The 26,037-nt window shown below is 47.1% G+C and carries 20 protein-coding genes; 18 read left to right on the top strand and 2 right to left on the bottom strand.

The annotated features are described in order from the left end of the window. Positions 1-96: 96 nt before the first annotated feature. From RS891_RS16900 to bglS, 4 genes are all read left to right on the top strand, one after another. The gene (locus RS891_RS16900) at positions 97-5,163 is read left to right on the top strand and encodes a golvesin C-terminal-like domain-containing protein (RefSeq protein ID WP_315792493.1); all 5,067 of its coding nucleotides are present in this window, start codon (positions 97-99) and stop codon (positions 5,161-5,163) included. A 433-nt stretch (positions 5,164-5,596) separates the two neighbouring features. Then, complete coding sequence (locus tag RS891_RS16895; RefSeq protein ID WP_113056436.1) at positions 5,597-6,163, top strand: class I SAM-dependent methyltransferase; 567 nt, start codon at positions 5,597-5,599, stop codon at positions 6,161-6,163. A gap of 615 nt (positions 6,164-6,778) precedes the next feature. Then, positions 6,779-7,669, top strand: a complete 891-nt coding sequence (locus RS891_RS16890; RefSeq protein WP_113056437.1) for a GNAT family N-acetyltransferase — start codon at positions 6,779-6,781, stop codon at positions 7,667-7,669. Between the two features lie 525 nt (positions 7,670-8,194). Next, positions 8,195-8,965 (top strand): beta-glucanase, encoded by a 771-nt coding sequence (gene bglS, locus RS891_RS16885; protein WP_315792492.1) that lies wholly within the window; start codon positions 8,195-8,197, stop codon positions 8,963-8,965. An 84-nt stretch (positions 8,966-9,049) separates the two neighbouring features. Here bglS and RS891_RS16880 read toward each other — a convergent pair whose 3' ends face one another. Together RS891_RS16880 and RS891_RS16875 are read right to left on the bottom strand one after the other, a co-directional pair. Then, a complete protein-coding gene (locus RS891_RS16880; RefSeq protein ID WP_315796124.1) occupies positions 9,050-9,886 on the bottom strand; it encodes an IS3 family transposase in 837 nt (278 codons plus the stop codon). A gap of 23 nt (positions 9,887-9,909) precedes the next feature. After that, positions 9,910-10,230 carry a transposase gene (locus tag RS891_RS16875; RefSeq protein WP_315792490.1) on the bottom strand — a complete coding sequence of 107 codons (321 nt, stop codon included), beginning with the start codon at positions 10,228-10,230 and terminating at the stop codon, positions 9,910-9,912. Positions 10,231-10,425: 195 nt separating this feature from the next. Between RS891_RS16875 and RS891_RS16870 the strand changes: the two genes are divergently transcribed. The 14 genes from RS891_RS16870 to RS891_RS16805 all read left to right on the top strand — a co-directional run bounded on the left by RS891_RS16870 (position 10,426) and on the right by RS891_RS16805 (position 26,017). After that, the gene (locus RS891_RS16870; RefSeq protein WP_315792488.1) at positions 10,426-11,304 is read left to right on the top strand and encodes an AraC family transcriptional regulator; all 879 of its coding nucleotides are present in this window, start codon (positions 10,426-10,428) and stop codon (positions 11,302-11,304) included. 142 nt (positions 11,305-11,446) lie between these two features. Beyond that, entirely contained in the window at positions 11,447-12,391 is a 945-nt protein-coding gene (locus RS891_RS16865) for an ABC transporter permease (RefSeq protein WP_397333821.1), read from the top strand. Positions 12,392-12,413: 22 nt separating this feature from the next. Continuing rightward, positions 12,414-13,307 (top strand): carbohydrate ABC transporter permease, encoded by an 894-nt coding sequence (locus RS891_RS16860; RefSeq protein WP_315792486.1) that lies wholly within the window; start codon positions 12,414-12,416, stop codon positions 13,305-13,307. 72 nt (positions 13,308-13,379) lie between these two features. Then, on the top strand, positions 13,380-15,023 hold the full coding sequence (locus RS891_RS16855; RefSeq protein ID WP_315792484.1) for an extracellular solute-binding protein: 1,644 nt from the start codon (positions 13,380-13,382) through the stop codon (positions 15,021-15,023). 107 nt (positions 15,024-15,130) lie between these two features. Next, positions 15,131-16,123, top strand: a complete 993-nt coding sequence (locus tag RS891_RS16850) for an N-acetylglucosamine kinase (protein WP_315792482.1) — start codon at positions 15,131-15,133, stop codon at positions 16,121-16,123. Further along, the gene (locus RS891_RS16845) at positions 16,108-17,415 is read left to right on the top strand and encodes a 6-phospho-beta-glucosidase (protein ID WP_315792480.1); all 1,308 of its coding nucleotides are present in this window, start codon (positions 16,108-16,110) and stop codon (positions 17,413-17,415) included. Before RS891_RS16850 ends, RS891_RS16845 begins: the two co-directional genes overlap by 16 nt. A gap of 509 nt (positions 17,416-17,924) precedes the next feature. Next, complete coding sequence (locus RS891_RS16840) at positions 17,925-18,050, top strand: hypothetical protein (RefSeq protein ID WP_315792478.1); 126 nt, start codon at positions 17,925-17,927, stop codon at positions 18,048-18,050. Between the two features lie 225 nt (positions 18,051-18,275). After that, entirely contained in the window at positions 18,276-18,728 is a 453-nt protein-coding gene (locus RS891_RS16835; protein ID WP_315792476.1) for a VOC family protein, read from the top strand. 170 nt (positions 18,729-18,898) lie between these two features. Beyond that, the gene (locus RS891_RS16830) at positions 18,899-19,855 is read left to right on the top strand and encodes an IS30 family transposase (RefSeq protein ID WP_315792474.1); all 957 of its coding nucleotides are present in this window, start codon (positions 18,899-18,901) and stop codon (positions 19,853-19,855) included. 455 nt (positions 19,856-20,310) lie between these two features. Beyond that, a complete protein-coding gene (locus RS891_RS16825; RefSeq protein ID WP_315792472.1) occupies positions 20,311-21,357 on the top strand; it encodes an ABC transporter substrate-binding protein in 1,047 nt (348 codons plus the stop codon). Continuing rightward, a complete protein-coding gene (locus RS891_RS16820; RefSeq protein ID WP_315792470.1) occupies positions 21,347-22,336 on the top strand; it encodes a FecCD family ABC transporter permease in 990 nt (329 codons plus the stop codon). The genes RS891_RS16825 and RS891_RS16820 overlap by 11 nt, the downstream gene beginning before the upstream one ends. Then, entirely contained in the window at positions 22,333-23,118 is a 786-nt protein-coding gene (locus RS891_RS16815) for an ABC transporter ATP-binding protein (protein WP_315792468.1), read from the top strand. The genes RS891_RS16820 and RS891_RS16815 overlap by 4 nt, the downstream gene beginning before the upstream one ends. 14 nt (positions 23,119-23,132) lie before the next feature. Continuing rightward, positions 23,133-24,056 carry a magnesium chelatase ATPase subunit I gene (locus RS891_RS16810; protein WP_315792466.1) on the top strand — a complete coding sequence of 308 codons (924 nt, stop codon included), beginning with the start codon at positions 23,133-23,135 and terminating at the stop codon, positions 24,054-24,056. Between the two features lie 8 nt (positions 24,057-24,064). Further along, positions 24,065-26,017, top strand: coding sequence for a VWA domain-containing protein (locus tag RS891_RS16805; protein ID WP_315792464.1), 1,953 nt, complete (start codon positions 24,065-24,067; stop codon positions 26,015-26,017). The last annotated feature ends 20 nt before the right edge of the window (positions 26,018-26,037 follow it).

The following is a 26,037-nucleotide window of genomic DNA, read 5'->3' as shown; positions in this document are numbered from 1 at the left end:
CAGATAGCTAAGGTTAATTGCTTTTTAACGATTATTTGAGCAAAGAGGTATCTTGTTTTGGAAGCGTTATCATTAATAGGAGAGGCTGTGAGTTGTATGGTCAAAAGGAAGCTGTTTTTATTCATCGTTTTCATGTTGACGATAGTAGTTCCTTCCAGCCTGATCGGAATAAGGGCCGCTTATGCGGAGACCTTACCTTATCAGACGATTATCATCGATGACGGTAGCATTAAGATTAATGATGTTGTGACACCTGATGAAGGTAACGAGAACAATGGATATTCGGCTCCAAATTGGACCACAAGCACAGGGGTAAAGGGGTATGATCTTTCCAGCACTAAATATACAAGTACAGCAGGCAGAACGATAACATGGAATCCACGCTTGGAAGCAGGAACGGCGAAAGTATCGTTCTATAAGCTGGATTGGGCGGATAAAGCAGATAGTAATGTAAAAATCGAAATCGTTCATAATGGAACGACGGATGTAGTCTTTATGGATCTAAGACCCTCATCTGGCGCTCCAGCAGGGTGGGTTGATTTGGGAGAGTACTATTTTTCTGGAGTTGGTGAAGAATTCGTTAAATTGACCCGGTCTACCGGCACCACGAACACGATCCTTACGCGAGCTGATGCGGTCAAATTCGAAGGAAATATAAGGCAGAAAGATCCGCATAAGACGATCATCATTGATGATGGAAGCCTTACGATTGATAATGTCGTCACTGTTGATTCAGGTAACGTCAATAACGGGTTCTCTGCTCCTTATTGGACCACGAGCTCAGGAGTAAAGGGATACAATAATTCCAGTTCCAAATATACGGATGCCGTAAATAGAACTATCACATGGAATCCGCGCTTGGAAGCAGGGACGGCGAGAATATCGTTCTATAAGCTGGATTGGGCGGATAAAGCAGATAGTAACGTGAAGATTGAGATTGTTCATAACGGGATAACGGATGTCAAGTTTATGGATCTAAGACCTTCGTCAGGACCATCGGTTGGATGGGTGGATCTGGGGGAGTATGAGTTTAGTGGTAATGATAGCGAATTTGTCAGGCTGACTCGAACGCAACCTACGACGGGTACAATTATTACTAGGGCAGATGCAGTCAAGTTCGAAGGGAATATCCGGCAGCAAGCACCACCGTTGCCCCCGCTGCGGAGCCGCACCTTAGCGAATCTCAGTTACACGGAAAAAGGCAGCGTCGAAAACGCTAACTATAAGGCGACCTTCTATGAGGCAGAATGGGATGGAGGCAAATCCATCGTTCGTGACATGTTCTACAAGAACACGGACACGGGAAACTGGACGCCAATCAATAATGTGTCGGAAAGACTTGAGGAGCAATGGGTTTTATTGGATGGGAATGCCGGCAGCCGAACCAATTACTACGATACGATGAACAAACGCTGGATTACATTCGACGGGGTCCATTTTCCCGACAGCCAGACGGCGGTATTAACCGATTCTACGCATGGCAGTGATTACGATTTTGAAGTGAACTGGTCCATGGCAGGGGAGAAACCAGATGTTTCTTTTGCCTTTACGCCTCGCCGCGACGGCAATTATGTGATTGGATATCAGTCCTTCACAACAGAGGCAGTCTCGGGCATCAATGAAGTGTTAAATGGATTCCGGTCTCATGCCAAAATGGTAGGTACGGTGGAATCAACAAGCCTGAGAGAGCTGAGCGCTCCGATGAGCCTGGTTGAGAAGAATGATGGTTCGGGAAATCCATTAACGTATGGCTTATTTGTACCTTCGGCAGAGCTTCCGGTTGAATTTGAACCGACGGGAGGCGTTACGAAACAACGGCTTGGCATGAGTCTGGTCAACAATGAAGGCAGTGTGCAGCCCATCCTGTATGCGCCTCAATTAGGGACTTATTCTCAAATGACTGCAGAGAGCACTTATCAATTTCATATGGGGCTAATCGCTCAAAAAAGCAATCTGTATGATTCCTACTCGGATATTCTTCGCAATGAGTACGATTATTCGGCATACCGCGAAAATGTGTCAGATCAGTCGCTTACTGACGCGATGTTCAATATGATCGATTTGCTTAAGATTGAGCCGCAAGGGGATGACTCTGTTAATTATGTCCCGTCACCCAGCGGGTGGTGGAGCCGTGCCAAGGGCTTTATTGATATCGAAAACGAGGATAGCGTCCGAACAAGCTCGAATGCGGTTCTTTTGGGGGCTTACTATTTGACGGGGGATGACCAGCTTTACGATACGAGAGCATTGCCGTCCGTCCAGTATGGCGTATCGCGAAATGGTATCGGTTGGTCGCCGACGCAGAAGAAAGTATACGGTGTGCCTTCGTTATGGAAAATGGCTACTCTGCCGTTCGATGTTTCAAGCGTAGCCGCTGTCAATCAGATGATGGGCACTTCCGCAGGAATTGGAGCGCTGGCACAGGAAGAGTACCTCATGCGAGACCCTGACCAGAAAGACCGGGGGCCCGTCATTCAGCCCCTGATGATGTATCGCATGACGGGAGAGGCACAGTATCTACAAGCTGCCAAGGATGCAGCCGACAGCTATATCTTGCAATATATCGATACGCCTGCAACCGTGGATGTGAGTAAAAATGAGTTCATTTATTATTATAGCAAGCTGTGGATGGAGATTTTGGAGCTCTATGAGGAAACTCAGGATCCCAAATACTTGAATGCCGCATACAAAGAAGCCAAACGGTATGCAACCATGTTCGTTGCTCGTCCAGTTCCTGAAGGTAACGTTACGATTCCTCAGCCTGAGACGTATAATTACGCGGAGTCTTTCCATTGGCCGGAAAGTGGTAAATTTCAATATCCTAGGCTGAAGCTTCCAGAAGATATTGCCGGAGGCGTTCAAGCGGAACGTTGGCTTGTTTCACCGAGCGGATTGACGTTTGAAGCAGGAAGTACAACCGGCTATTATCGGATGAATGCTCAGGAAGCTCCGTTCATGCTGAGATTGTCGCTCTATACAGGGGATAAACTGCTGCAGGATATCGCTCACAATGCGGTTATTGGTCGATATTCCAGTTATCCAGGTTATTACTATAAAGGCTTCGCCGTTAGCCAACTCGAACCGGACTTCCCTCTGGAAGGCCCAAGCGGGGCTACATCCATCTATTATCACCATATTCCGGGGCAGCTCGGGCAAACGATGGATTATTTGATTAGCGAGCAATCATTGAAATCAAACGGGAGTATTTCATTTCCTTCCGTTTTTGAAACGAATTTTTTATGGTTCAAATATCACCTCTATGGGAATAAGCCAGGTCAGTTTTATGGGTTTTCCGACGTTTGGCTTTGGATGCCCAAGGGAATTATTAAGACCAACCATCCTCAATTGAACTGGATAACGGGTGAGAGCGGGGATAAATTCTACATCGGGTTAAGCAATGCATCGTCAGAAGAAGTTCAGACTCCGATCGAATTGAATGAACATATCATTGGATTCAACCCGGCACAGGATTATACCGTAACGATCATCCGCGACAATGGTACACCAGAGCAAACGGTTATGAGTGGTGGAATCATTCAAGCGACGGTTTCAGGCAAGGGCATCACAGCGATCATTGTAGAAGGACTTAACATTAATGTGCCGCTGCATCAGGTCAGAACGGCTGATACATCGGATGCAAGCTATTTCTTTGATACCCACAGTCCAATTGATGCGGTTAAAGGCATGCTGATGGTTAAGCCCGACGAAACGGTCTATGATGCATATGTGCAGGCCAAAACGACGAAACCAGCGACAATCCATTATTCTTTGGATGGCGGGGCCACGTACACGACCATCCCAGATACGATATACCCGATGGAATGGTCGATACGGGTCAATGATTTATCCCAAACCTTCACATATTACGTGGAATCAGAGGGGAAACAGACCCGCAAGCGGACACTTTATCTGCCTAATCAGGTTACGGAAACTCCAGTCCAACCCGATGGGCAGGAGAGTTCATCTATCATAGTGGATAATACGGAGGCGGAGACAGAAGGCGTCTGGATAAGGGATACGACGGCTGACAACTATTACTATGATAACTATGTGTATGCTAAATCTACGACCGGCGCAGCAACAAGTAAAATGAGATGGCGGCCTGAGCTGCCGGAAAGTGTCACTTACAGTGTGTATTACAAGATTCCGCAAATTACCGCTGCGAGTGAAAATTGGACAACGAATGCCTCATTTACCGTTTATTATAGCGGGGGCTCCGAGACGGTTACTGTTGATGAGACAACAGCGAATGGTACTTGGGTGCACCTAGGGGATTATCCGTTTGCTGCCGGCGATAGCGGATACGTGGAACTAACCAACAAGGCCAACAAGTCCAGGGTTGTTGCCGATGCGATCATGTGGGTGGACGCGAACCGGACACCGCAATTGGAATCTGCTGTGATCCTGTCCGATCGGAACGAGCTGCAGATGACTCAAACCGCACAGCTGAGCGTAACCGGCTATTTGGATAACGGTTTGATCGGTGATCTAACACAGGCCAATGTGCAGTATTTCGTTGATCGTACGGATCTGGCCGAAGTGGATGGCAATGGGTTGTTGACCCTTCTCAATCTCGATGGGGATACGAATCACATTGAGGTATGGGCTACTGTTACGATTGACGGAGTGACCTTAACCACACCGCCTTTGAACATCACGATCAAAGACCTAACGGTTATCGTCGATAGTACAAATACAACTGGGTTATACACGACAGAAGGGTCTTGGAGCCAAAGTAATTTAGCAGGATATAAAATTGGGGTTAAATCCCGTTATTCTACAGTTCAAGGATCATCCGCAACGTGGAAAGGCCAGTTTCCAGAGGGGAAATATACGGTCTCGATCTATAAGCTCGTCCATACGACGGGAAATGATAATCATGTCAAAGTGGAAGTGAAGCACAAGACTGGTACCGAGGTCACCTATATCGATGCAACGGCCGGCTCATCAGGTTGGGTTGATCTAGGAACGTTCGACTTTACGGGAGACGGTAGCGAGTACGTTCGGTTAACCAGAGTTACTCCTACAACGGTAGACCCGCCAACGCTTCCTGCTGATATGATCTATACAAGGGCTGATGCAGTGAAGTTCGAACGGCATTCCGATGGCTTGGAGCTACTTGCGAATGAGGCGCCAGGTGAACCGACACTTTCTGAAGAATAGCGTTAAAGCTGCATGATTTCATATGTGAGGGTGGGAGCAATAGATTTATATCACAGACAAACAAAAATCACCATCCTCATTTTGTATTGGTATGTAGTAAGCAGGCGAATAATTGAATTTTTGGGATTTAGATATCTGTTGTTGTTATATGTGAATACCAAAAGATCTCTTCACTATTGAAGAGATCTTTTGGTGTACAACAACTGGGCGGTGCTGTATTAAACATTGCTATTTACAAATCTTACTCCGTATAATATAGTTATTAAAGATAATTAATATCTTTAATGTGAACCGAGTGGTATAATTTCAAATGGTCAGAATGTGCAGAACTTGTGGATCCTGTAGTTCCACATGCAGGACTGAGATCTATCCTGGCGTCAGCTGGAAAAAAACCAAATATTCTTACAAATACGATTATACAAGGAGTATAAAAATGAATCCAAAACTACAAAGAAAAATTGAGCGCTTGGAGAGTATTGAGAGGTTCCCAGCAGAGGAGTTATTTGAGTTTATACAACTTAATAAAGAGGACGAACTATTAGACCTTGGAGCCGGTACAGGTTATATAAGCTTTTCTTTTGCTAAATATGTGAAAAAGGTAGTTGCGTTTGATTACGATTATGATATTTTACAGTATCTAGAGGTAAAAGCTAAGGAAAAAGGGATAACCAATATTGAAACAACCGCTGCAAACTTTAAAGAAATGCCATTAGAGAACGCAAGATTCGAAAAAGCTGTTGCTTCAATCTCCTTGCACGAGGTTCAACCTCTTTCGTTGGTGTTGGATGAAATCCACAGAGTTTTAAAAGACAAAGGGATCTTTTTGTGCATTGAATTAGAGAAGACGGAAATGACTAATGCTCCAAGGGTTTCTTCGAAGGAGATGGAGGAAGAAATCGTTAAGGCTGGTTTTTCAGTTATTGATACGCTTCATCCACCAACACAAGTTGCTAATCAACCCGTATATATCATTGTTGCACAGAAGAAGCAGAGTAACTAGTGAACTTCCTTCAATTGTAGTTGCCATAAGGTACAAAAGGACGGCGAAGCCGTCCTTTTTGCTACATAATATTAAGTTCTTATTCCGTGACGAGACAAGAAATTTGCCTGAATTCACAAATAACAGAGAGCTGCAAAACTTATCGAATTGATCATAATGGGTGTTATTGTAGGTTCTTCTCTCATAATCGTCAAAGAAATTCATATATGTTCTGCGAGGCATCTGGCCTTATCGAAGATATAATAGTATACATCGTGAGAAGGGGGTTCCTTCATCGGATTCCCAAACACAGTATGACGTACTACCAGGGCGGGCCTTTAGCAAACCTTTTTGTACGTTCTGGTCGAGTAACACTCTACTGATTGAAGCGCTAATTAAGATCAATAGACCAGTGGATTAAGAATAACAAACGCGCCCCCGAAGATATGGCCGAAATAGTCATGCATCAACTATTGTCCAACTACAACAGATTAATTTGAAGTTCGAAATAAAAGTAGTGGGGCCTTCAGGCTCCATTACTTTTTATTGTCGAGCGGTTAAAGTAGAATGCATATATAGGTTGGGCGAAAATACGAAAATGATCACATTAAATGAAGTAAAGAGAGGTTCATACTTATGACAATGACGTTTAGGAAACTAAGTGAGCTATCGATCGAGGAAAATGTACGTATTTGGAATCTGGGATTCGAGGGCTATTTTATCCAGATGGTTATGACGATTGATGCTTTGATGACCAGGGTTGTTAACGAAGGGCTTTCCTTGGAGAATTCACTTGCTATTTATGTGGATGGTGAACCTGCAGGGTTTGTCATGAATGGATTTCGTGACGTAGATGGAAAGAAAGTGGCATGGAACGGAGGGACAGGTATTGCGCCTGCATTTAGAGGTCAGGGCATTGGCAGAGCGCTCATGTTAAGAAATCTTAAATTGTACCAAGAACAAGGCGTGGAGCTTGCGTTACTTGAAGCGCTCACTCAGAATGAGAGTGCGATCAAGCTATATCAGTATGTGGGGTATGAAATTACGGATCGATTAATGATTTTACAACATACGGGTACAATAGATCCCCAATTACTGAAGCGATTTGTTGCGCATCCTTTTTCTATCACCAAAGGATTGCCCCGTGATGTGTGTGCGCTAGACTTCTATCGAGGCTTATCTGCTTGGCAGACACAATGGCCTAGTATGAAGGAGGGTGAATCTATAATCATTAGACAAGATAGTGAGCCTATATGCTATGCATTGTATAAGCGAACATTTGATCAAGAGGGTAAATTGGTAACCATCTCGCTCTATCAATGTGAGGTCCTTCCAGGGCGGGAAGATGCAGAGGAGATTTATAAGCTTGCTCTCAGTGAACTGTTCGCCCCGTTAGACTATGTTTGCAGACGAGGGACATCTAACCTGCGTAAATCCAATCAACTTTTGAACGATCTATTGATAAAATTAGGTTTCACATCAAATGTTGAGCAAGTGCTTATGATGCGAAATATGGATCCTAACTAAGATAAAAGAGAAACAGATAGATAATAGCATTGTTGAATTACAAATTTTTTAGCATTCGTTGAATTCATGATACAAGAAATAAAGCAACACACCTCATTAAGCTAAGAGGAAACGATAGCGCAAAAAAACAAGAAGACAGCCGATCACGATCGGCTGTCTTCTTGTTTAACTAGCCGGCAGGACAGTTCATTGGCAATAGCGTCACTATAGTACTCCAATCTGAACAGATTTCCGAGAATATTTGCTAAATACTATCGCACATCGCTACCTAAGATTAGATAATGAGGCTGAAGAAGGCCGTGACAGGAAGGAACTATAGGCTGTTTGTAGCCTTTTCACTAAATGGACTGACGAGAAAAACCGTTAAATAGTGCAGTTTAATCATTGAAATGATTGAGATTTACTACATTTTTACATGTAGTATGAAGATGATTCAGGATGGAATTATTCATTCCGGAATCCCAGAAGTGCATAACTTGTCGTGCTTATGTTTTCTTAATTACATTCCAAGGAAGAGGTGTTTTCATGAAAAAGTTAATGGATTTTAGAAAGAAAATGTCGGCCGTGCTAATGACAAGTGGCCTGATATGCGCGATGCTGTTACCCATTCAAGCGTCGGCGGCTGACATTGCTTTTAACGAACCGTTAAACGGCGTGAATCCCAATTTGTTCTATACCTCAGATGGATGGGCTAATGGTCCTGATTTCGGAGTGGGCTGGAAGGCGGTTAACCAGGAATTCGTAAATGGAATTATGGCTTTGCGACTTGACAATACAGGGTGTCCAGCCAGTTGCTCGGGGAAAAATTATGCTTCAGCTGAATATTCGACCCATGTGAAGTATGGATATGGCCGAGTTGAAGCACGTTTAAAAGCGGCTTCAGGAGTAGGACTCGTCACAAGTCTCTTCACGTATTCCGGACAAGGGATAGGTACATCCAATGACGAAATCGACATTGAAATATTGGGCAAAGACACGACGAAGATGGAAACCAATTATTTTACGAATGGTGTAGGTCAACATAGCACGATCATTAATCTGGGGTTTGATGCCTCGCTCGATTTTCATAATTATGCGTTCGAATGGTCACCATCATCCATTAAGTGGTATGTAGACGGTAATCTGGTCCACACGGAGAATGGATCACGTGGACCGCTCCCGACCAATCCTGGCTATATTATGGTAAATCTGTGGTCGGGCTCGGGACCGGCTGAAATATGGACAGGAAAATTCAATTACCCAGGTATGCCGGTACGTGCCTATTTTGATTGGATTAAATTTAAACCGGCTAACTGACGTTTGAAAGATGGATTACCTTTTAAAAAAGCTGTCCCGGGTCAATAGTGGTCTTACCCCTGTCAAGTAGACAGATGAAAAAAGCTATGCTGCCAGTGCGCATCGATATTCAATCGGTGCGCGCTGTTTGAGTTTGGCTTGAAAACGTCGGTAATTGTAATTGTACATATAATCTTCCACGGCTTGTCGAATCTCTACTTCTGAATTACACTGGTTAAGGTACAGCTTCTCTGTCTTGAGATGCGAAAAGAAGGATTCGATGCATGCGTTATCTAGGCAGGTTGCTTTGCGAGAGTGGCTGCCCTTCACGCCGAATGCTTCTAATCGTGTGTTGTACGCCTGAGACGTGTATTGGAAGCCCTGATCCGAATGGAGCACGGCTTCTGAAACGTCTCTTTTTTGTGTCCATTGTTCCACCGTATCCAATACGAGCTGAACATCGTTCCGTTTAGACAACTGCCAAGCTACAATCTCATTGTTGAACAGGTCTTGAATCACGGACAGGTAAACAAATGTACTTCCATTCGGAATATAGGTAATATCCGTCACCATTTTTTGCTGGGGTGCTGTCGCATGAAACTGGCGCTTCAGGCGATTCGGATAAATCACAGATGGCGTATAGCTGGACTTCTTCCGCTTCTTACGAATTACCGATTGGATCGATAGTTCCCGCATGATTCGCCATACTTTCTTGTGATTAACGTTCAGACCAGCCTCCCACAACGCCGTTGTCATGCGAGGATAACCAAACTCTCGGTTTGCAAAATGAATAGCCATCATGTGTTCTTTGATCTCACGCTCACGGTCTTGTCTTGCGTCTCGCTGCGGCTGTGTTGCTCGCCATTTGTAGTAACTGGAACGGGGTATTCCTGTAATCGATAATAGGCGTGTAATGCCATGCGAGCAGCGCAATTCGTCTATGATATCGTAGTTCTCCCGTTGGCTCAGCGCTTCTCCTTTACTAGATTTGGATACCGCTTTTTTAAATAATCCACCTGTGCTTGAAGGTAATCCCGTTCTTCTTCTACACTGCTAAAGGCAGTACGAGGACGTCCTTTCATTGGATTCGGAACATTGTTTTTTCGCTCATCAAACGCTTTCCCGTTTTTCCATTTTTTTACCCACACCTTCAGTTGTGAACAGTTTCGAATTCCTTCGCGATCAGCGACCACCTTGTAACTTGAAGAACCTTCGACATAGGATCTAACTGCATTCAATTTAAACTCTTCGGTATACGTCTGAAATGTTTGTCCTTTTTTGGCCATAAAAATATCCCCTCCAAGTGTCACTTGAACCCTCATGATAACATGAAGGTTTTTTCAAGTGTCTACTTAAAGGGGATAATACCATAGTGGCTCTTGGGATAGCTTTTTTATTTACAACAATGGAATATAAATGATAGAGTTTTTTACAAGATATGTATTTGGTAGCGCTTACAAAAAATGTAGGGGGAGTTATGAATGCCAACTATCATGAGGGAAGAAGTGGTTCCGAAGGAAAAGGTGAAAATGAATAAGAATTATCCAGTTTATGTCGGCGACACGATTGGTGTGACTATCCCTTATCAAAAGCTTCATTGGCATAATGTTCTGGAGATTAATTATATTAAATCCGGCACGGGCTACTACATCATCAACGGGCAAAAATTTGATTTCCAGCAGGGAGATGTGCTGCTCATCAATTCGAATGATCTTCACTGTGCTTACGAAACGAAGGATCTTGTCATGACTGTCATCACATTCGATTCGAACTGGTTTATTCATAACCTCCGATTCGATCCGGAGCTATTCAGCCCGTTCCGCGACATAGACAAACATTACATGAATCTGATCCACCGTGATCACCCGGCCATGGACAGGCTGCGGTCACTTCTTCTTGAACTCCAATTGGAGCATGAGAGGGAGCAGCGTTCCTACACTACGGTTGTATACTCGCTTATTCTCCAGTTTCTGACTGTCGTAAATCGGGAGTGTCGAATAGAGGGGATTTGCGGTAGCCAACACCTCATCAGTGAGAGGCAGTATGAGAAAATACGTCAGGTGATTATGGTTATGGAACAAAACTTCGCCCATCCATGGACGCTGGAGGAGCTGGCCTCTCTTGTCTATCTCAGTCCTTCAAGGTTCAGCGAAATATTCAAACGCGCAGTCGGCATGCCTCCGATGCTGTACCTGATCCATATTCGCCTGGAGCAAGCTGTCATGATGCTGGAAGGAGGTCATATGAAAATAATGGATATTGCCCTGGAATGTGGCTTCCGCACGCTGACCAACTTTAATCGGCTGTTTAAGAAGCACATCGGCATGACGCCAAAGACTTCACAAAAGCAAAATCCTTAGAAAACAGTAATATAGTGCTATATTTTACTGGTATTAGCAGAGAAATGAACTGGGTCAGGAGATACAATGAAGTGGCAAGCATCTCATAACTATGTCAATAAATCTAACACTAAGTTGAAAAGGGGGGATGTCAATGCCGCAAATGGAGATCGGCAGTAAAACGAAGCCGCTTGTTAAGAAAAGTCGCCTGCGCCGCTTTATGAAGCAATGGGACATTCAACTTATGGTGCTTCCGGCCATGATGTTTATCCTGATCTTCAGCTACATTCCCATGTACGGAGTGCTGATGGCGTTTCAGGACTACAGTTTATTCAAAGGGTTTCTGAACAGTCCATGGGTAGGCTTCAAGCATTTCGACGTGTTTTTCGGGACGCCGGAGTTTTGGACCATTATGCGGAATACTCTCGTCATTGGCATGCTTAAGCTGTGCATCGGGTTTCCGGCCCCCATCCTGCTCGCGGTGATGCTGAATGAAGTAGGGAAACATTCTTTCAAACGAATTGTTCAGACGATCAGCTATTTGCCTCACTTTTTGTCGTGGGTCATCGTATCGGGCTTAGTGATCTCCATCTTGTCTGTGGACAATGGCAGCCTGAACATACTGCTGCAGAAGCTGAGTCTTATCGATGAGCCGATTAACTTTCTATCGGAGCCAAAGTACTTTTGGAGTATTTTGACGGTAACGAATGTGTGGAAGGAGATTGGTTTCTCCTCCATTGTGTATTTGGCGGCAATTGCGGGCATCAATCCCCAACTTTATGAAGCCGCTTCCATTGATGGTGCGAGCCGTCTGAAGCAGATTTTTTCCATCACTATTCCATCCATTATGCCAATTATCGTTGTGTTCTCGATTCTGGCTATCGGTAATTTCCTAAATGCAGGATTTGAGGACATATTGCTGCTGGGAGGCAATCCGGTTTTGCGAGATGTCAGCGACGTGCTGGACACCTATGTATATCGAATTGGCATTCAGAACAGCCGATACTCTTACGCAACGGCGGCAGGGCTGTTTAAGGCCGTCATCAGCGTTGTGTTATTGTCCGGAGCCAACTATTGGGCTCGTCGATCGGGGAACAGCCTTTGGTAGGGGAGAAAGGGGAGCGGTATATATGAGGCTGTCGAATGGGGATCGATGGTTTGTTGGCATAATTTATGTATCATTGGCTTTGTTTACATTCATTGCGCTATATCCGTTCTGGAACGCTGCCGTCATCTCATTTAACTCGGGGACAGATACGATGCAGGGCGGCATTACATTCTGGCCGCGTGAATTCACGCTTGAAAATTATCATGTGGTGTTTAAAGATGAGCGATTGATTGACGGTTTCATCATCTCGGTGCTCCGAACGTTGCTGGGTACACTGCTCTCCATTGTGGCAACAGCCATATTAGCTTATGGCATTTCTAAACGCGAATTGATGGGTCGCAACTTTTATATGGTAACTTGCATCATAACGATGTACTTCAGCGGCGGACTTATACCCAACTATTTGCTTATTCGGGAGCTGGGTCTGATGAACTCTTTTTGGGTTATGGTCATACCAGGAATTATCAGCGTGTGGAATATGATCATATTCCGGACGTTCTTTAAGGGAATCCCGCCGGGGCTTGAGGAGTCCGCCCGTATCGACGGTTCCTCAAACTGGGGGGTATTCATCCGAATCGTACTTCCTTTATCTGGACCGGTCATTGCAACGCTGTCGCTGTTTACGGCAGTGTATCACTGGAATGATTGGTTTGCGCCAAGTATCTACATATCCAACACGGATCTTCTACCCATTCAGACTAAGCTTCAGCAGATACTTAATGCCAATATCATGATGGAACAGATGCAGAACATGGATGCTGCTGCACAGGGCCGGATGAGCGCGATGAAAACCGTAACTACCAAATCGTTGTCCATGTCGACGATGATGGTGGCAACCATTCCGATCCTCTGCGTCTACCCATTCGTACAGAAATATTTTGTGAAGGGCGTATTAATCGGTTCTTTGAAGGAGTAATTCAAGCAAATTCCGGCCAAGGCTTTAAGCGTCCGCTTTGACCATAGATGAATCGTGAAGGGAGCACTCATAATGAAAAAAGGGAAAAAGAACCTTCTCTCTGGCTTGTCAGTCACACTTATCATTGTCATGGCTTTAATGGGATGTTCGGGTTCAGGAGGAAATACTGCAAGCCAAGAGAAGGATTACCCAGTTTCGGGGGATACCTTTGTACTGGGAGAGAAACCGCTGGAATTCTCATTCTACGGCCATTATGACTGGTACACAATGCCGGATTGGGGTACAGATGCTGCGACGAAGTGGATCAAAGAGAATAAAAAGATTGACGTCGTGCCGATCAGCTCCGGTGGCGTCGCCAAGAACAAGCTCAGTACCATGATCGTGGCCGGTGAACTGCCGGATGTTATATGGATGGATCGTGGAGCGGATGTCGAAAAGCTCCGTTCTGAGGGGATGTTGGTCCCGTTCGATGATTATCTGAATAAATACCCCAATCTGAAAAAGTGGGCTGGGGAGTCTACGCTCGAATTGCTTCGCTCACCTGACGGTAAGCTATATCAGTTCCCTAACTGGTATACGACGCAGCCAAACGGCAACGCAGGATATCTTGTCAATAAGAAGATTTATGAGGAACTCGGCTCGCCGAGCCTGGAAACACCAGAGGATCTGTACGTCTATTTGAAGCAAGTGAAGTCAAAGTATCCAGATGTCGTTCCGCTGGAGGTTGGTCAAACTGCTGCAGGAGTGGACATCATGGTATCTGCGTTTGCAGAAAATCGCCCACATACATTCAACAGTATGATCGCCGTTCCACAAGGGGATCAACTCGTATCCCTGTTCACGGATCCTGTCTATCGTGAGCTGCTGCAGTATATGAGCCGTCTGTACCGTGAAAAACTTGTCACTCAGGATGCCTTCACACAGAAGCTGGAGCAGGTTGAGCAGAAGGTTATAAACGGCAAAGTAGCCGTTTATGTAGCGTCAAGTCCCACCGAGTTTGGCTCCAAGGGCAACAATCTGCTTAAAGCGCAAGACCCGGATGCTGGTTACATCATGGTATGGCCTGTACACAAAGCGGAGTTGGATCGCAACAAGATTTTCCCTGGCGATTATAAACAGCTGGGCTGGAATGTCAGCGTCATTACGAAAGCGGCCAAAGATCCAGAAGCCATCTTCGCCTTCCTGGATTGGTTCACAGGTCCTGATGGCCAACGTACGATTATGTGGGGTCCTGAAGGATTATATTGGGATGGAACGGACGAGGAGGATATGCCGCTGTTCACCGACAAATTCACAAGCGACGCTAAAGGTCGTGATGAGTTGATGAACGCAACGGTCAACTTTCAATGGAACGGCAACACGGTCTATGTGGACAATTCTAAGATGAAATTCGAGTCTACCCTTCCGCCAGAGAAGCGGAATTTTGAAACGTACTGGCAATCGGAGATTACATGGAAGACGCAGATGAACACAACGGAGTATGCCAATCTGGATCCTGCAAGCGATTCGGAAGAAGGCATTATTGCGCAGCGCGTGTTTGAGATCTATGAGCAAGTTAGAGCTAAAGCGATAAGCTCCACGACCTCGGATCAGGAAGTGCTTTCGCTTCTGGATAAGGCTGAGGCGGATGCGCAAAAATCCGGTTATGACAAGTTGTTGAAGTACAAAACAGCGAGATGGCAGGAGAATAAGGCGAAAATGGCAGCAGCGAAATAAAAGTCATGGCTGGAAGCAGTCCTTTCGTTAAGATTTTTGCGCGAAGCTTTCGCCCCAAAGTCTTGGCTGGCGGCTTCATTAGCTGGGCGACATAGGAGAGATCATACTTGAACTATTACTTGGGAGTAGACGGTGGAGGAAGCAAGACATTGGCTGTCGTGACGGACGAAACGGGACGAATATTAGGAAGAGGAATCAGCGGCTGCGGCAATCATCAGCTTGGTGCTGCCATTGCAGAGAGCAGTATAACCCAGGCCGTTGATGAGGCGTATGCACAGGCAGGGCTTGGCAAAGAAAATATCACTTACGCTACATTCGGGCTTGCGGGAGCCGATCGTGAGGCGGACTTCCGCATCTTACGGCCAATAATAGGCGCAATGGGTTTAGAGAAATACCGTATCGTATGCGATACTGTCATTGCCATGAGAGCCGGCACAAGACAGACAGACGGGGTCGTCCTTATATGCGGAAGCGGGACGAATGGATATGGTGTTAACGTTGCAGGCGAGGAGGTTCAGATCGGAGGATTCGGTTATGAATTTGGCGATTTCGGTGGAGGCGGTGAACTGGCTGTCGAGGTGTTTCGGACAGTCATTCGTTCATGGGAAGGTAGGGAGCAGCCAACTGCTTTGACTTCGCTTACATTGAAGGCGCTTACCTTCGAGACCGTGGAAGAGATGTATCACCGATTTTTGGACGATGGAAGAAGGGCTCCACATACGCTGGCGAAACTGCTGTTTCAGGCTGCGCCTGGGGATGAAGTCGCAAGAAAAATATTGGAGAGGCAAGGTTTGGAGCTGGGGAAAGTCGCCAGTGCGGTTATTCACAAACTTGGCATGGGCAATGATTCCTTTGATGTTGTATTGGCTGGCAGCGTACTAACTCGTGGAGAAGGAGATTATGTGGTTCGGTATATCGAGTCTCAGGTTACTACAGCAGCACCAAAGTGCCGGTTGCGAATCTTGGCCCTTGAGCCAGCAGCAGGTGCCATCCTGCTCGCAATGGATGAGAACGGGGTAAGACCAGATTCCACGGTATATGACCAATTGCACCAAGGACTTGCCGTGAAGGAGAGGAATGTGAAATGGGCACAGGATTAAAGGTTGCTGTTATTGGGGGAGGCTCTTCCTATACCCCTGAGCTGATTGAAGGTTTCATCCGTCATTATGATAGCTTTCCGGTTAAGGATATCGTGCTGGTGGATATTTCGGAAGGTCTTCATAAACTCACCGTTGTTGGCGGGCTGGCGAAGCGAATGGTTGAACGAAGCGGACTGCCGATTAGTATTACTTTAACTTTGGACCGCAAGGAAGGACTGCGGGATGCCCATTATGTATCGACACAGATGCGAGTAGGGTTGTTGGAGGCCAGAGCATGGGACGAAACGATTCCGTTGAAATATGGAATGCTCGGACAGGAGACGACCGGAGCCGGGGGAATGATGAAGGCTCTGCGTACCATACCTGTACTCTTGGAAATATGCAAGGATATGGAGATGTTATGTCCTGACGCCTGGCTACTTAATTTCACGAATCCTTCCGGAATGGTAACGGAAGCCATCATGAAGCATTCCAGCATACGTTCCATCGGTTTATGCAATTCCCCGATCGCCGCCTACAAGTGGCTGTCTGCACTCTATCAGGTGCCTGAGGAACGCATCTTTTGCGAGTTTGTCGGGTTAAATCATCTGCACTGGATCAGCCGGATCGAGATTGATGGGAAGTCAAAGCTGGAGGAGTTGTTGGACACAGGGGGGAGCTACTCGGCCAGCAACGTGCCGCAGCTTGCTTGGAATGAGACGCTGATTCGCGCGATTGGCGCCATTCCGTCCTATTATCTAAAATATTTTTACCTTCACCGTGAGATGTTGGCGGAGCAGCAGGCTGCCGCAGCCATAGGGGAGACGAGGGCTGAGATGGTCAAGCGCCTTGAGGATGAACTATTTGAGATTTACAAGCGGCCAGAACTAGTGGAGAAACCGAAGCAGCTGGAGCAACGTGGGGGTGCCTATTATTCGGAGGCGGCTGTCAATCTGATGAAGGCAATTCATACGGATAGCGGAGAAGTTCTAACGCTAAACGTCATGAACGGCGACACTCTGGACTTTTTGCCGGAGGATGCCAGTATCGAAGTGAACTGCGTTGTGATGAAGAACGGCGCTGTTCCGGTACCAATTACACGAGTACCGGATGCCGCAGTCGGCCTGATTCAAGCGGTGAAGACCTATGAGAGTCTGGCCATCGAAGCGGCGGTTTCGGGAAGTAGGGAGAAAGCACTGCTCGCCCTTAGCTCACATCCGCTGACCGATTCAGTGTGTATCGCAGAAGCGATGCTGAATGAAATGCTGGAGCAGAACCGCACATATTTGCCTCAGTTCTTCCGTGGAAGGTAAGGGAAGTAAGTAATGTAAAGAATATTAATGAACAAGAATATGATTTAACTCTAAGTCCGCGCTTTAACTCATGAAGATGTCAAGAGGTTCATAAATCTCCTTAATTATCAATGTATTGATATTGCAACTGAAAGCATGAATTTATCTTTGAATTCGTTTAGTAAACATAAGAGGGCTAGAAATCAGATGATTTCTAGCCTCTTATGTTTCCAATAACAGTATCTATTCAGATTTAACTTGTAGTTAGACTAACCAGTCATAAGGTAAAGCTTAATCTTTCTTAAAGAGGTTCTTTCTTTTCAGAAAAACAAACTGGACACGCTAAGGTATCCGTTCCCCTTCAAAGTTGATGATATCTAATTTTGAAGGGGATTTTTTTGTAGGATTATCAATCATCAAGCGTCTAGCCACTGTTCCTAGCCCGACCGGGCAAGGAAGGAAGTGCGCTGGCAGCAGTTCTGATGGGCTTTACAGCTTTCTTGATTTTCGGGGTGCCCCTTGGGAGGATCATGGCTACCGCCTATGAGTGGAAGGCAGTATTCGGAGTCATTGCACTACTAGGCTTTGCAGCTATTTTTCTGATTGCGCTGCTTATTCCGCGTATACAGGGTGAAGCAGTGGTTTCGCTGCGATAACAAGTTGCCTTGTTGAAAGAGCCGAGAGTGATTCAAAACTATGGGGCTCCGGGAAGCCCCTATACTTTGACCATTCAGAACTTCGAGGTTGAACATAAATAAATTTTAGGATGTTTTGGTGAAGTGACAAGATGTTAATCGTTCGGAAGGAATTTGTAATTCTTAATTGAATAAATATGAAGATGATCCGGTACTAAATTTGTACATATTAAGGAGAGAAAAGATATGGGAAAAAACAAACTTCTAAGAATGGACAATGTTGGCATCGTCGTAGAATCCCTCGATGACTCAATCTCTTTTTTCGAAGAGATTGGCCTGAAGCTCGAAGGGCGAACTACTGTCGAAGGTGAATGGGCTGGCCGCGTAACTGGGCTGGGTTCACAGTCTGTAGAGATTGCTATGATGGTTACCCCAGATGGCCACAGCCGACTTGAACTTTCGCGATTTCTCACACCACCTACTATGTCAGATCACCGAACTGCTCCTATAAATGCCCTCGGTTATTTACGTGTCATGTTCACCGTTGAAGACATTGACGAAATGGTATCCAAACTCACTAAGTATGGTGCTCAACTCGTTGGCGAAATTGTTCAGTACGAGGATTCGTATCGACTATGCTACATTCGTGGAAATGAAGGACTTCTAATCGGTTTGGCGGAAGAGCTCAGTAATAAATAAGAGACGTTTGAAAGAAGACTTAACTGGAATTTAGTTTGTCTTTAGTTTTTGGAAATGACGGATTGTAATATGAAGTGCGACACCTACTGGAAATAAATAAAAAAGGGCTCATGGCCGGATTCGTGTAGAATGAAGGTTCCTACACCACATTCACACAAGGAGAATCCACCATGAGCTACACACATCTTAGCATAATCGAGCGCAGCAAGCTAGAAATCCTCTACCAGCAGGGGAAAAGTACCCGAGCCATTGCCAAGGAACTTGGCAGACATCATGCCACCATTGGCCGGGAACTCCGCCGAAATACAGCAGAACACTCCTACGGCGCGGCGAACGCTCAAGAGGGCTATGTCCATCGCCGTAAGGCCTCCGTTTCCGCAGGGAAGTGGAATCCCGAACTCGCGAGTCGCATCGAAGAAAAGCTTCAGGCGACCTGGTCTCCCGAACAGATCGTAGAGCGTTTGCGTCAGGAAGGTCAAGCGATGGTATGTTTTAAAACGATCTATCGTTGGCTGTATACAGGCCGTCTGGTGAACGGTGTGCTTGCCGTTCTCAGGCACAAAGGGAAGAGGCAGAAGCCAGCAGAAACACGCGGCAAGTTTGCAGTGGGTAAGTCCATCTCTCAGCGCCCGAAAGAGGTTCGTCACCGGAAAACCTTCGGCCATTGGGAATTGGATACGGTGGTCTCGGGCCGTGGGAAAAGCAAGGGCTGCGTAGCGACGTTCATTGAACGAAAGACTCGCTTGTACACAGCGATTCGCATGCCTGATCGTACCGCGTTATCCATGGAGATTGCCTTTGGAGTAGCGGCTTCGCAGTACCCTATCCGTGCATTTCAAACCGCTACCGCGGACCGTGGCAAGGAATTCGCCTGTTACACCAGCCTGGAAGCCGTTCATGGCGTGCGGGTGTATTTTGCAGATCCCTATTCTTCTTGGCAACGCGGCTCGAATGAAAATGCGAATGGTCTCCTGAGAGAATTTTTCCCCAAAGGGACGGATTTCGCCCAAATCACAGATGAAGCTCTGGAAAACGCTCTTGACTTCATCAATAATAGACCACGTAAATGCCTGAGTTGGAGAACCGCTCACGAATCCTTTTCAGAGGAACTGTCGCACTTGGCTTGACAATCCGTCAAACAAAAATAGAAATTATCGATGGTCCTTACGGACCAATAGCTATTTATTAGTTATAATTTTTCCGAAAAAAGGATTTCATAATAGGGATGTAAACAGTCGTCTTAGAGATGATTGCTTTCATCCCTATTTTTATTTAATTAGAAATAGTTTAAAGAACGGAACAAATCGCTTGGCGTATCCGATGGATAGCAGGTTTTGCTATCATTTAGGGCGGACGAGAAATCTATTCTACATTTAAGGGACCCAGTTCCTGTCCCAAGCCAAGGACAATATTTTGTCATTACGTTTAGATTATTATCTATTGCAACAAATCCTTTAAAAAGGTGAGTGCCTTGTCGATACTTTTTATTTTTATGCATCAAAGCTATTGACAAAGATATCAAATGAGTTTACGATTTCTTAATCGTAATAATTACGTATAAGCTGAAAGGAGAGTTCATCCAATGTATTTATCTAAGCAACGCAAGAGGTCATCACGGTATGTGGCATTAAGTTCAGGCATTGTCCTGTGTGCATTCATTTTGTCAGCCTGTGGGGTGAATGATTCCACAAGCAAAGAGGCAGCTCCTGCAAGCATTGAAACTTCTCAGACGGAACAGGGGGATTCAAACCTTACACAGGTTAAAGAGGATTACATAACGTTCCAGGATTCAACGGGACGAACCATAGCCCTTAAGGAACAACCTAAGCGTATAGTGGTGTTATCGCCTGAATTCCTCGAGCTGCTCTATGCCGTGGGAGGGGAGGCGGCCGGGCGAATGGAAGCCTCGGGGGTTTCCATCCCTGAACAGGCGGAGGTCGTGTCATCCGTCGGTACGGTCAGCCAGATTAATCTGGAGCAGGTTGTCGCTTTAAGCCCTGATTTGGTGATCGGACAGCCCCGTTTCCACAAGGAACTTGTCCAGTCTCTCGAGAGCAGCGGAATTCCTATAGCCTTGATGAGCCTATCGGGTTATGAGGACATGAAATCCAAAGCCGAGTGGATGTCCAAGATTGCCGGAACGGAAGCGCAATTGCCGACGAAGCTGCAGGCATTGGATGACCGCGTAAATGACATCTTGGCAAAGCTGCCCGGTGAATCACCGACTTTTATCAATCTGAACGTAACACCTGGCGGGATTTCGATTCAGAAGAACGGCACATCGGGGCTTGAGATCGCCAAAATGCTGGGACTTACCAATGCAGCCGAGGAACTAAAACCCTCGGCTAACAGCCCGACGACCTCGCCATACAGCATGGAGACGCTTGTGAAGCAAAATCCGGATTATGTTTTTATGATTATCCACGGACAAAAGGCGGTTGGTGACAAGAAGATCCAAGACGAATTGGAAAGCAACCCGGCATGGGCCTCTCTGGGGGCTGTTAAGAATCAAAAGGTGATTGTAGTGCCGTCAGATCTGTTTCTTACGAATCCCGGACTGCATTACGATGAAGCACTGGCGTATTTAGGGAAGCTAATCTACCCGGAGATCTTCGGTGATGTTCAATAAAACAACCCGCCCTGTGTGGATCATACTGATCTTTCTGATAGCTGCAATTGCAGCGTGTCTGTTCAGTATTGCTACAGGAGCGGTCATGATCTCCCTGCAAGATATTGCAAACGTCATTCTGCATCCTGATCTTTCAGGCATGAACCGGGACATTATCTGGAACATTCGGCTTCCGCGGACGCTTGTTGCCATGCTGGTAGGCGCCAATCTTGCAGTCTCCGGCGCGCTGCTGCAGGGAGTCATGCGGAATCCGCTTGCGGATCCCCATCTTATAGGCGTCTCCAGCGGAGCCGGTTTGTTTGGGATTTTTCTGTTGGTCGTTATGCCTCAATATGATCATTTCCTGACTCCTGCCGCGTTTATCGGAGCCACCCTGGCAGCCTTCATCATCTACCTGTTGTCCTGGAAAGATGGGGTTAGTCCGCTGAGGATTGTTCTTGCTGGAGTTGCGGTTTCGGCATTTTTGGGATCAGGGATATCCGCGATGCTGACCTTTTACAGTGACCGGGTGCAGGGCGCCTTAATCTTTATGGTTGGCGGGCTGGCTGCCAAGAGTTGGCCCGACCTGTCAACGATACTGCCCTATTCAATTGTCGGTCTGCTTCTTGCGCTCGCTTGTTCGAAGCGGATGAACATTATGATGCTGGGAGATTCCAACGCACGAAACCTGGGCACACGTGTGGAGCTGTCGCGGGTCTTGATAACGGCTACGGCTACGCTGCTGGCGGCAAGCGCGGTAAGCATCGCAGGTTTGTTGGGGTTTGTGGGTCTGATTATTCCCCATATCGCGAGATTGCTTATCGGGGCAGATTATCGTCTTCTTATACCGGCATCCGCACTGTTGGGAGCAGCCGTGCTGACGATTTGCGATACGCTTGCCAGAATCATGTTTACACCCATTGAGCTTCCGGTGGGAATCATAATGGGTGTGTTAGGTGCTCCCTTTTTCCTGTATCTCCTAAGGAGGAAACAAGTTTGAACAGTATCGAGACAAAGCAGCTTTCACTCAGGTACCATGACAAGTTTATCATTGAGCAGCTGAATATATCCTTTGCTTCAGGAGCGGTGCACAGCATTATAGGCCCCAATGGTTGCGGAAAAAGCACGCTTCTGAAATCGCTGGCCCGCCAACTGAAACCGGCTGCAGGTCAGGTTCTATTGGACGGCAAAGCGCTATCCAACTTAAACAGTCGGGATGTGGCCAAGAAACTATCCTACATGGCACAATCCCAGGACCCAGTGGAGGTAACGGTAAAAGAATTGGTCGGATATGGCAGGACACCTCATCAGCCTTACTGGCACCAAACCAGCCAGAAAGATCGCGAGATTACGGAGTGGGCAATGGGCGCCACAGGGCTTGACTCATATCAGGATCGGATGCTCCACACGCTATCAGGCGGTGAACGACAGAGAGCCTGGATAGCGATGGCGCTGGCCCAACAGCCCGGCGTGCTGCTGCTGGATGAGCCGACAACCTATCTGGACATCGCCCACCAGCTGGAAATAATGGAGATGGTTAGGGAGCTTAATCAAACGCTGAAAATGACCATCATTATGGTGATGCATGACATCAACCATGTTGCGGCGTATTCCGACTTTATTCTGGCCATGAAATCCGGAGCAATCGAAGGATACGGTTCTCCCTCGGAAGTGCTGACACCAGAACTACTTAGCCGCGTATTCGGCGTGATGGCTTCCGTGGAATCCGGCTCCGTATATGACAAGCCATTTTGCCGGATCACCGGATTAATACAGAAATAAAGGAGTTGAAAGCATTGGAGACATTTAATACGCTGTATCCCTTTACAGCTATCGTCGGTCAATCCCATTTAAAGCTTGCGTTAATCTTGAACGTTGTCAATCCCAAGCTTGGAGGCGTATTGATCCGCGGCGAGAAGGGGACGGCCAAATCGACAGCCGTTCGTGCATTGTCCGGACTTGTTCCCGAATTAAAAGTGGTCAATCTGCCGGTAAGTGCAACTGAAGATCGGGTCGTGGGCGCTCTGGACATCGAGCATGCAATCAAAACAGGAGAGAAGAAATTTGAACCGGGATTACTTGCGGCAGCGCACGGGCACATTCTATATGTCGATGAAATCAATTTGCTGGATGACCACATTGTGGACGTGCTGCTGGATGCAGCAGCCATGGGGGTGAACACGGTGGAGAGGGAAGGCATATCCCATTCCCATCCTTCCCGGTTCCTTCTGGTGGGGACGATGAATCCTGAAGAGGGCGATCTGCGCCCTCAGCTTCTGGACCGTTTTGCATTGTCGGTGGAGGTAGGCGGTGAGCGGGATGTGCAGGAACGTGCGGACGTCATTCGCAGACGGCTGGAATACGAACAGGATCCGGCCTCCTTCGCTCAGCAGTATCAGTCGGAACAGAAGGAAATGCTGGAGCAAATTCTGCAAGCCCGCAAACGGCTTAACGGTATACGGATCGCTGATGATATGCTGGAGCTGGCGGCAAAAATCGGCATTGCCCTTGAGGTTGACGGACACCGCTCCGATATAACCCTGATCAAAACAGCAGCAACATTAGCGGCATGGCATGAGCAGGAAGCTGTTGGCCTGGAACATATACAACATGCGGCGCGCTTTGTTTTGCCTCATCGCATGAGACGGCAGCCGTTTGAAGAAACCGGCGGTATGGAGCAACGCCTGCAGGCCGTGCTGGAACCCGCCCTGACGGTATGACGCGAGCGATGAATATACATCATCATGAGCTTTTGACCAGACCGTATCCGTTTAGTGCAATATGGGGGCAGGAACGGGCGAAGCGAGCGCTTCTGCTGTATCTTGTTAATCCAGCTATTGGCGGGGTTCTCATCAGCGGTCCTTCCGGGTCAGGCAAAAGTCTATTATTGCACGCGACTTCGTCTCTGGCTCGGGGACGCCGGAAGTTATCCGTACCGGCTAATCTCACTGTGGACCGGCTACTGGGTTCATTGAACATCCAATCGACCATGGAAAACGGGAGAATAGTCCACGCGCCAGGGCTGCTTGAAGAAGCTGACGGACAATTGGTGCTTGCAGACCATATGAATCTATTGCCGCAGCCCATGATGAAGGAGATTGTCAACGCCCTGTCAACGGGCAGGATTTACGTACAGAGGGAGGGGTTATCCGCCGTGCGGAACAGCAGGTTTATGTTGCTTGCCGCCATGGATCCGGAAGAAGGGATTCCTATCCCTCCACTGCTGGACCACTTTGGATTTTATGTGACGATGGACCAGTTCAGCGAACCGCAAGGCCGAGCAGAGATTATTCGAAGAGCACTTCAGTTTGAGGAAGATCGGTCAGCGTTTAGGGACCGCTATTTGCCTGATGAGGAAATGCTGTGCATTCGTTTGGAAGCAGCCTCCAGGTCGCTTTCCGATGTGGCGGTAAGTGAAGAAATGATTCAGTTATCAGCATCGATTGCACACCAATCGGGAAGCGGCAGTTCTCGGGCCGAACTTTGTTTGATTGAAGGCGCAAAAGCGGCGGCTGCATGGGAAGGGCGGAAGGAAGTTAACGCCGCGGATGTTTGTGAAGCCGCAGAGTATGCCTTGCCTCACCGAATGCGAAGTGCGGTGGAGAACCGCATCATTCCCCAGAGCACCTTTGACAAAGATGAGGGGGAGAAGTCCCCTGTTTCTTCAAAGGAAGAGGAGGGCATCAGATCGTCGGCTTCTGCCCAGGCGCATGATGACCATGAACTGAATCGGCAGTATAATTCGAGCGGGGACTTTTCACCCGATTCGGATTCGCCGACAGGCAACGGTGCGGCTGACGGGCAAACCGATGGCCGTGAGGAACAAGTGCTGCCGCCGGACGAGGCGTTCACGATCGTGCCTCTAGAACTGGACTTGAAACGGAAGAGCCATCACGAAGGGCCCGGCAAGCGCAATAAAACCCGTTCGATTCAGAAGAAGGGCCGAACGATCGGTTCCATGAATCCAGCCAACAAGCATAAAACGGATGTCGCTTTTGATGCAACCATTCGAGCGGCTGCCCCTTTCCAGAGTTTCAGGCCCAAACGAAAGGGAATGGCATTTGTCATTGAACCTGATGATATACGCCAGAAGAAAAGAGAGAGCCGGGTTGGCGCCACGCTGCTGTTTGTGGTGGACGCCAGCGGCTCCATGGCCGCTCGAAAGCGCATGAAAGCTGTGAAAGGCGCAATTCTGTCCCTTCTGCAGGAAGCATACGTGAAGCGAGATCAGATCGGCATGATTGCTTTCAGAAAGGGACAGGCGGAGCTTATTCTTCCCGTTACTCGCAGCGTGGATGCCGCTTCCAAACCTCTGAGGGACATCCCTACAGGCGGGAAAACCCCGTTGGCAGCCGGGCTTGTTAAAGGCTATGAGACCATTCTTTCCGAAAAACGAAGAAACAAAGGGACATGGCCTGTGATGATTGTGGTGTCGGACGGCAGAGCCAACGAAAGTTTCAAAGGCTTGTCTGCCTCTTCTGATATTTGGGACGAATGTCTGGCCATCGCAAGGCAGATAAGCGCTGAAGGAGTCCCGAGTCTGGTACTGGATACGGAGCAGGGCTATGTCAGATTGGGGCGCGCCAAACAGCTGGCGAAAGCGCTTGGAGCAGATTACAGAATGCTGGACCATACAGATGATCAGAGAATGCTGAATACCCTTCGCTCCGCTTTGAGCTGAGTCAGTCGGTCTATAAACAA

This window comes from Paenibacillus sp. BIC5C1 (genome assembly GCF_032399705.1).
Taxonomy (GTDB): domain Bacteria; phylum Bacillota; class Bacilli; order Paenibacillales; family Paenibacillaceae; genus Paenibacillus; species Paenibacillus taichungensis_A.
This window is presented reverse-complemented; position numbering and strand designations above follow the sequence as displayed.

Coding starts and splice junctions, on each gene's coding strand:
- RS891_RS16805 (WP_315792464.1), top strand. CDS start 24,065: ATGAATATACATCATCATGAGCTTTTGACCAGACCGTATCCGTTTAGT.
- RS891_RS16890 (WP_113056437.1), top strand. CDS start 6,779: ATGACAATGACGTTTAGGAAACTAAGTGAGCTATCGATCGAGGAAAAT.
- RS891_RS16900 (WP_315792493.1), top strand. CDS start 97: ATGGTCAAAAGGAAGCTGTTTTTATTCATCGTTTTCATGTTGACGATA.
- RS891_RS16840 (WP_315792478.1), top strand. CDS start 17,925: ATGGCTACCGCCTATGAGTGGAAGGCAGTATTCGGAGTCATTGCACTA.
- RS891_RS16865 (WP_397333821.1), top strand. CDS start 11,447: ATGGAGATCGGCAGTAAAACGAAGCCGCTTGTTAAGAAAAGTCGCCTG.
- bglS (WP_315792492.1), top strand. CDS start 8,195: ATGAAAAAGTTAATGGATTTTAGAAAGAAAATGTCGGCCGTGCTAATG.
- RS891_RS16855 (WP_315792484.1), top strand. CDS start 13,380: ATGAAAAAAGGGAAAAAGAACCTTCTCTCTGGCTTGTCAGTCACACTT.
- RS891_RS16835 (WP_315792476.1), top strand. CDS start 18,276: ATGGGAAAAAACAAACTTCTAAGAATGGACAATGTTGGCATCGTCGTA.
- RS891_RS16825 (WP_315792472.1), top strand. CDS start 20,311: ATGTATTTATCTAAGCAACGCAAGAGGTCATCACGGTATGTGGCATTA.
- RS891_RS16895 (WP_113056436.1), top strand. CDS start 5,597: ATGAATCCAAAACTACAAAGAAAAATTGAGCGCTTGGAGAGTATTGAG.
- RS891_RS16845 (WP_315792480.1), top strand. CDS start 16,108: ATGGGCACAGGATTAAAGGTTGCTGTTATTGGGGGAGGCTCTTCCTAT.
- RS891_RS16870 (WP_315792488.1), top strand. CDS start 10,426: ATGCCAACTATCATGAGGGAAGAAGTGGTTCCGAAGGAAAAGGTGAAA.
- RS891_RS16860 (WP_315792486.1), top strand. CDS start 12,414: ATGAGGCTGTCGAATGGGGATCGATGGTTTGTTGGCATAATTTATGTA.
- RS891_RS16830 (WP_315792474.1), top strand. CDS start 18,899: ATGAGCTACACACATCTTAGCATAATCGAGCGCAGCAAGCTAGAAATC.
- RS891_RS16820 (WP_315792470.1), top strand. CDS start 21,347: ATGTTCAATAAAACAACCCGCCCTGTGTGGATCATACTGATCTTTCTG.
- RS891_RS16875 (WP_315792490.1), bottom strand. CDS start 10,230: ATGGCCAAAAAAGGACAAACATTTCAGACGTATACCGAAGAGTTTAAA.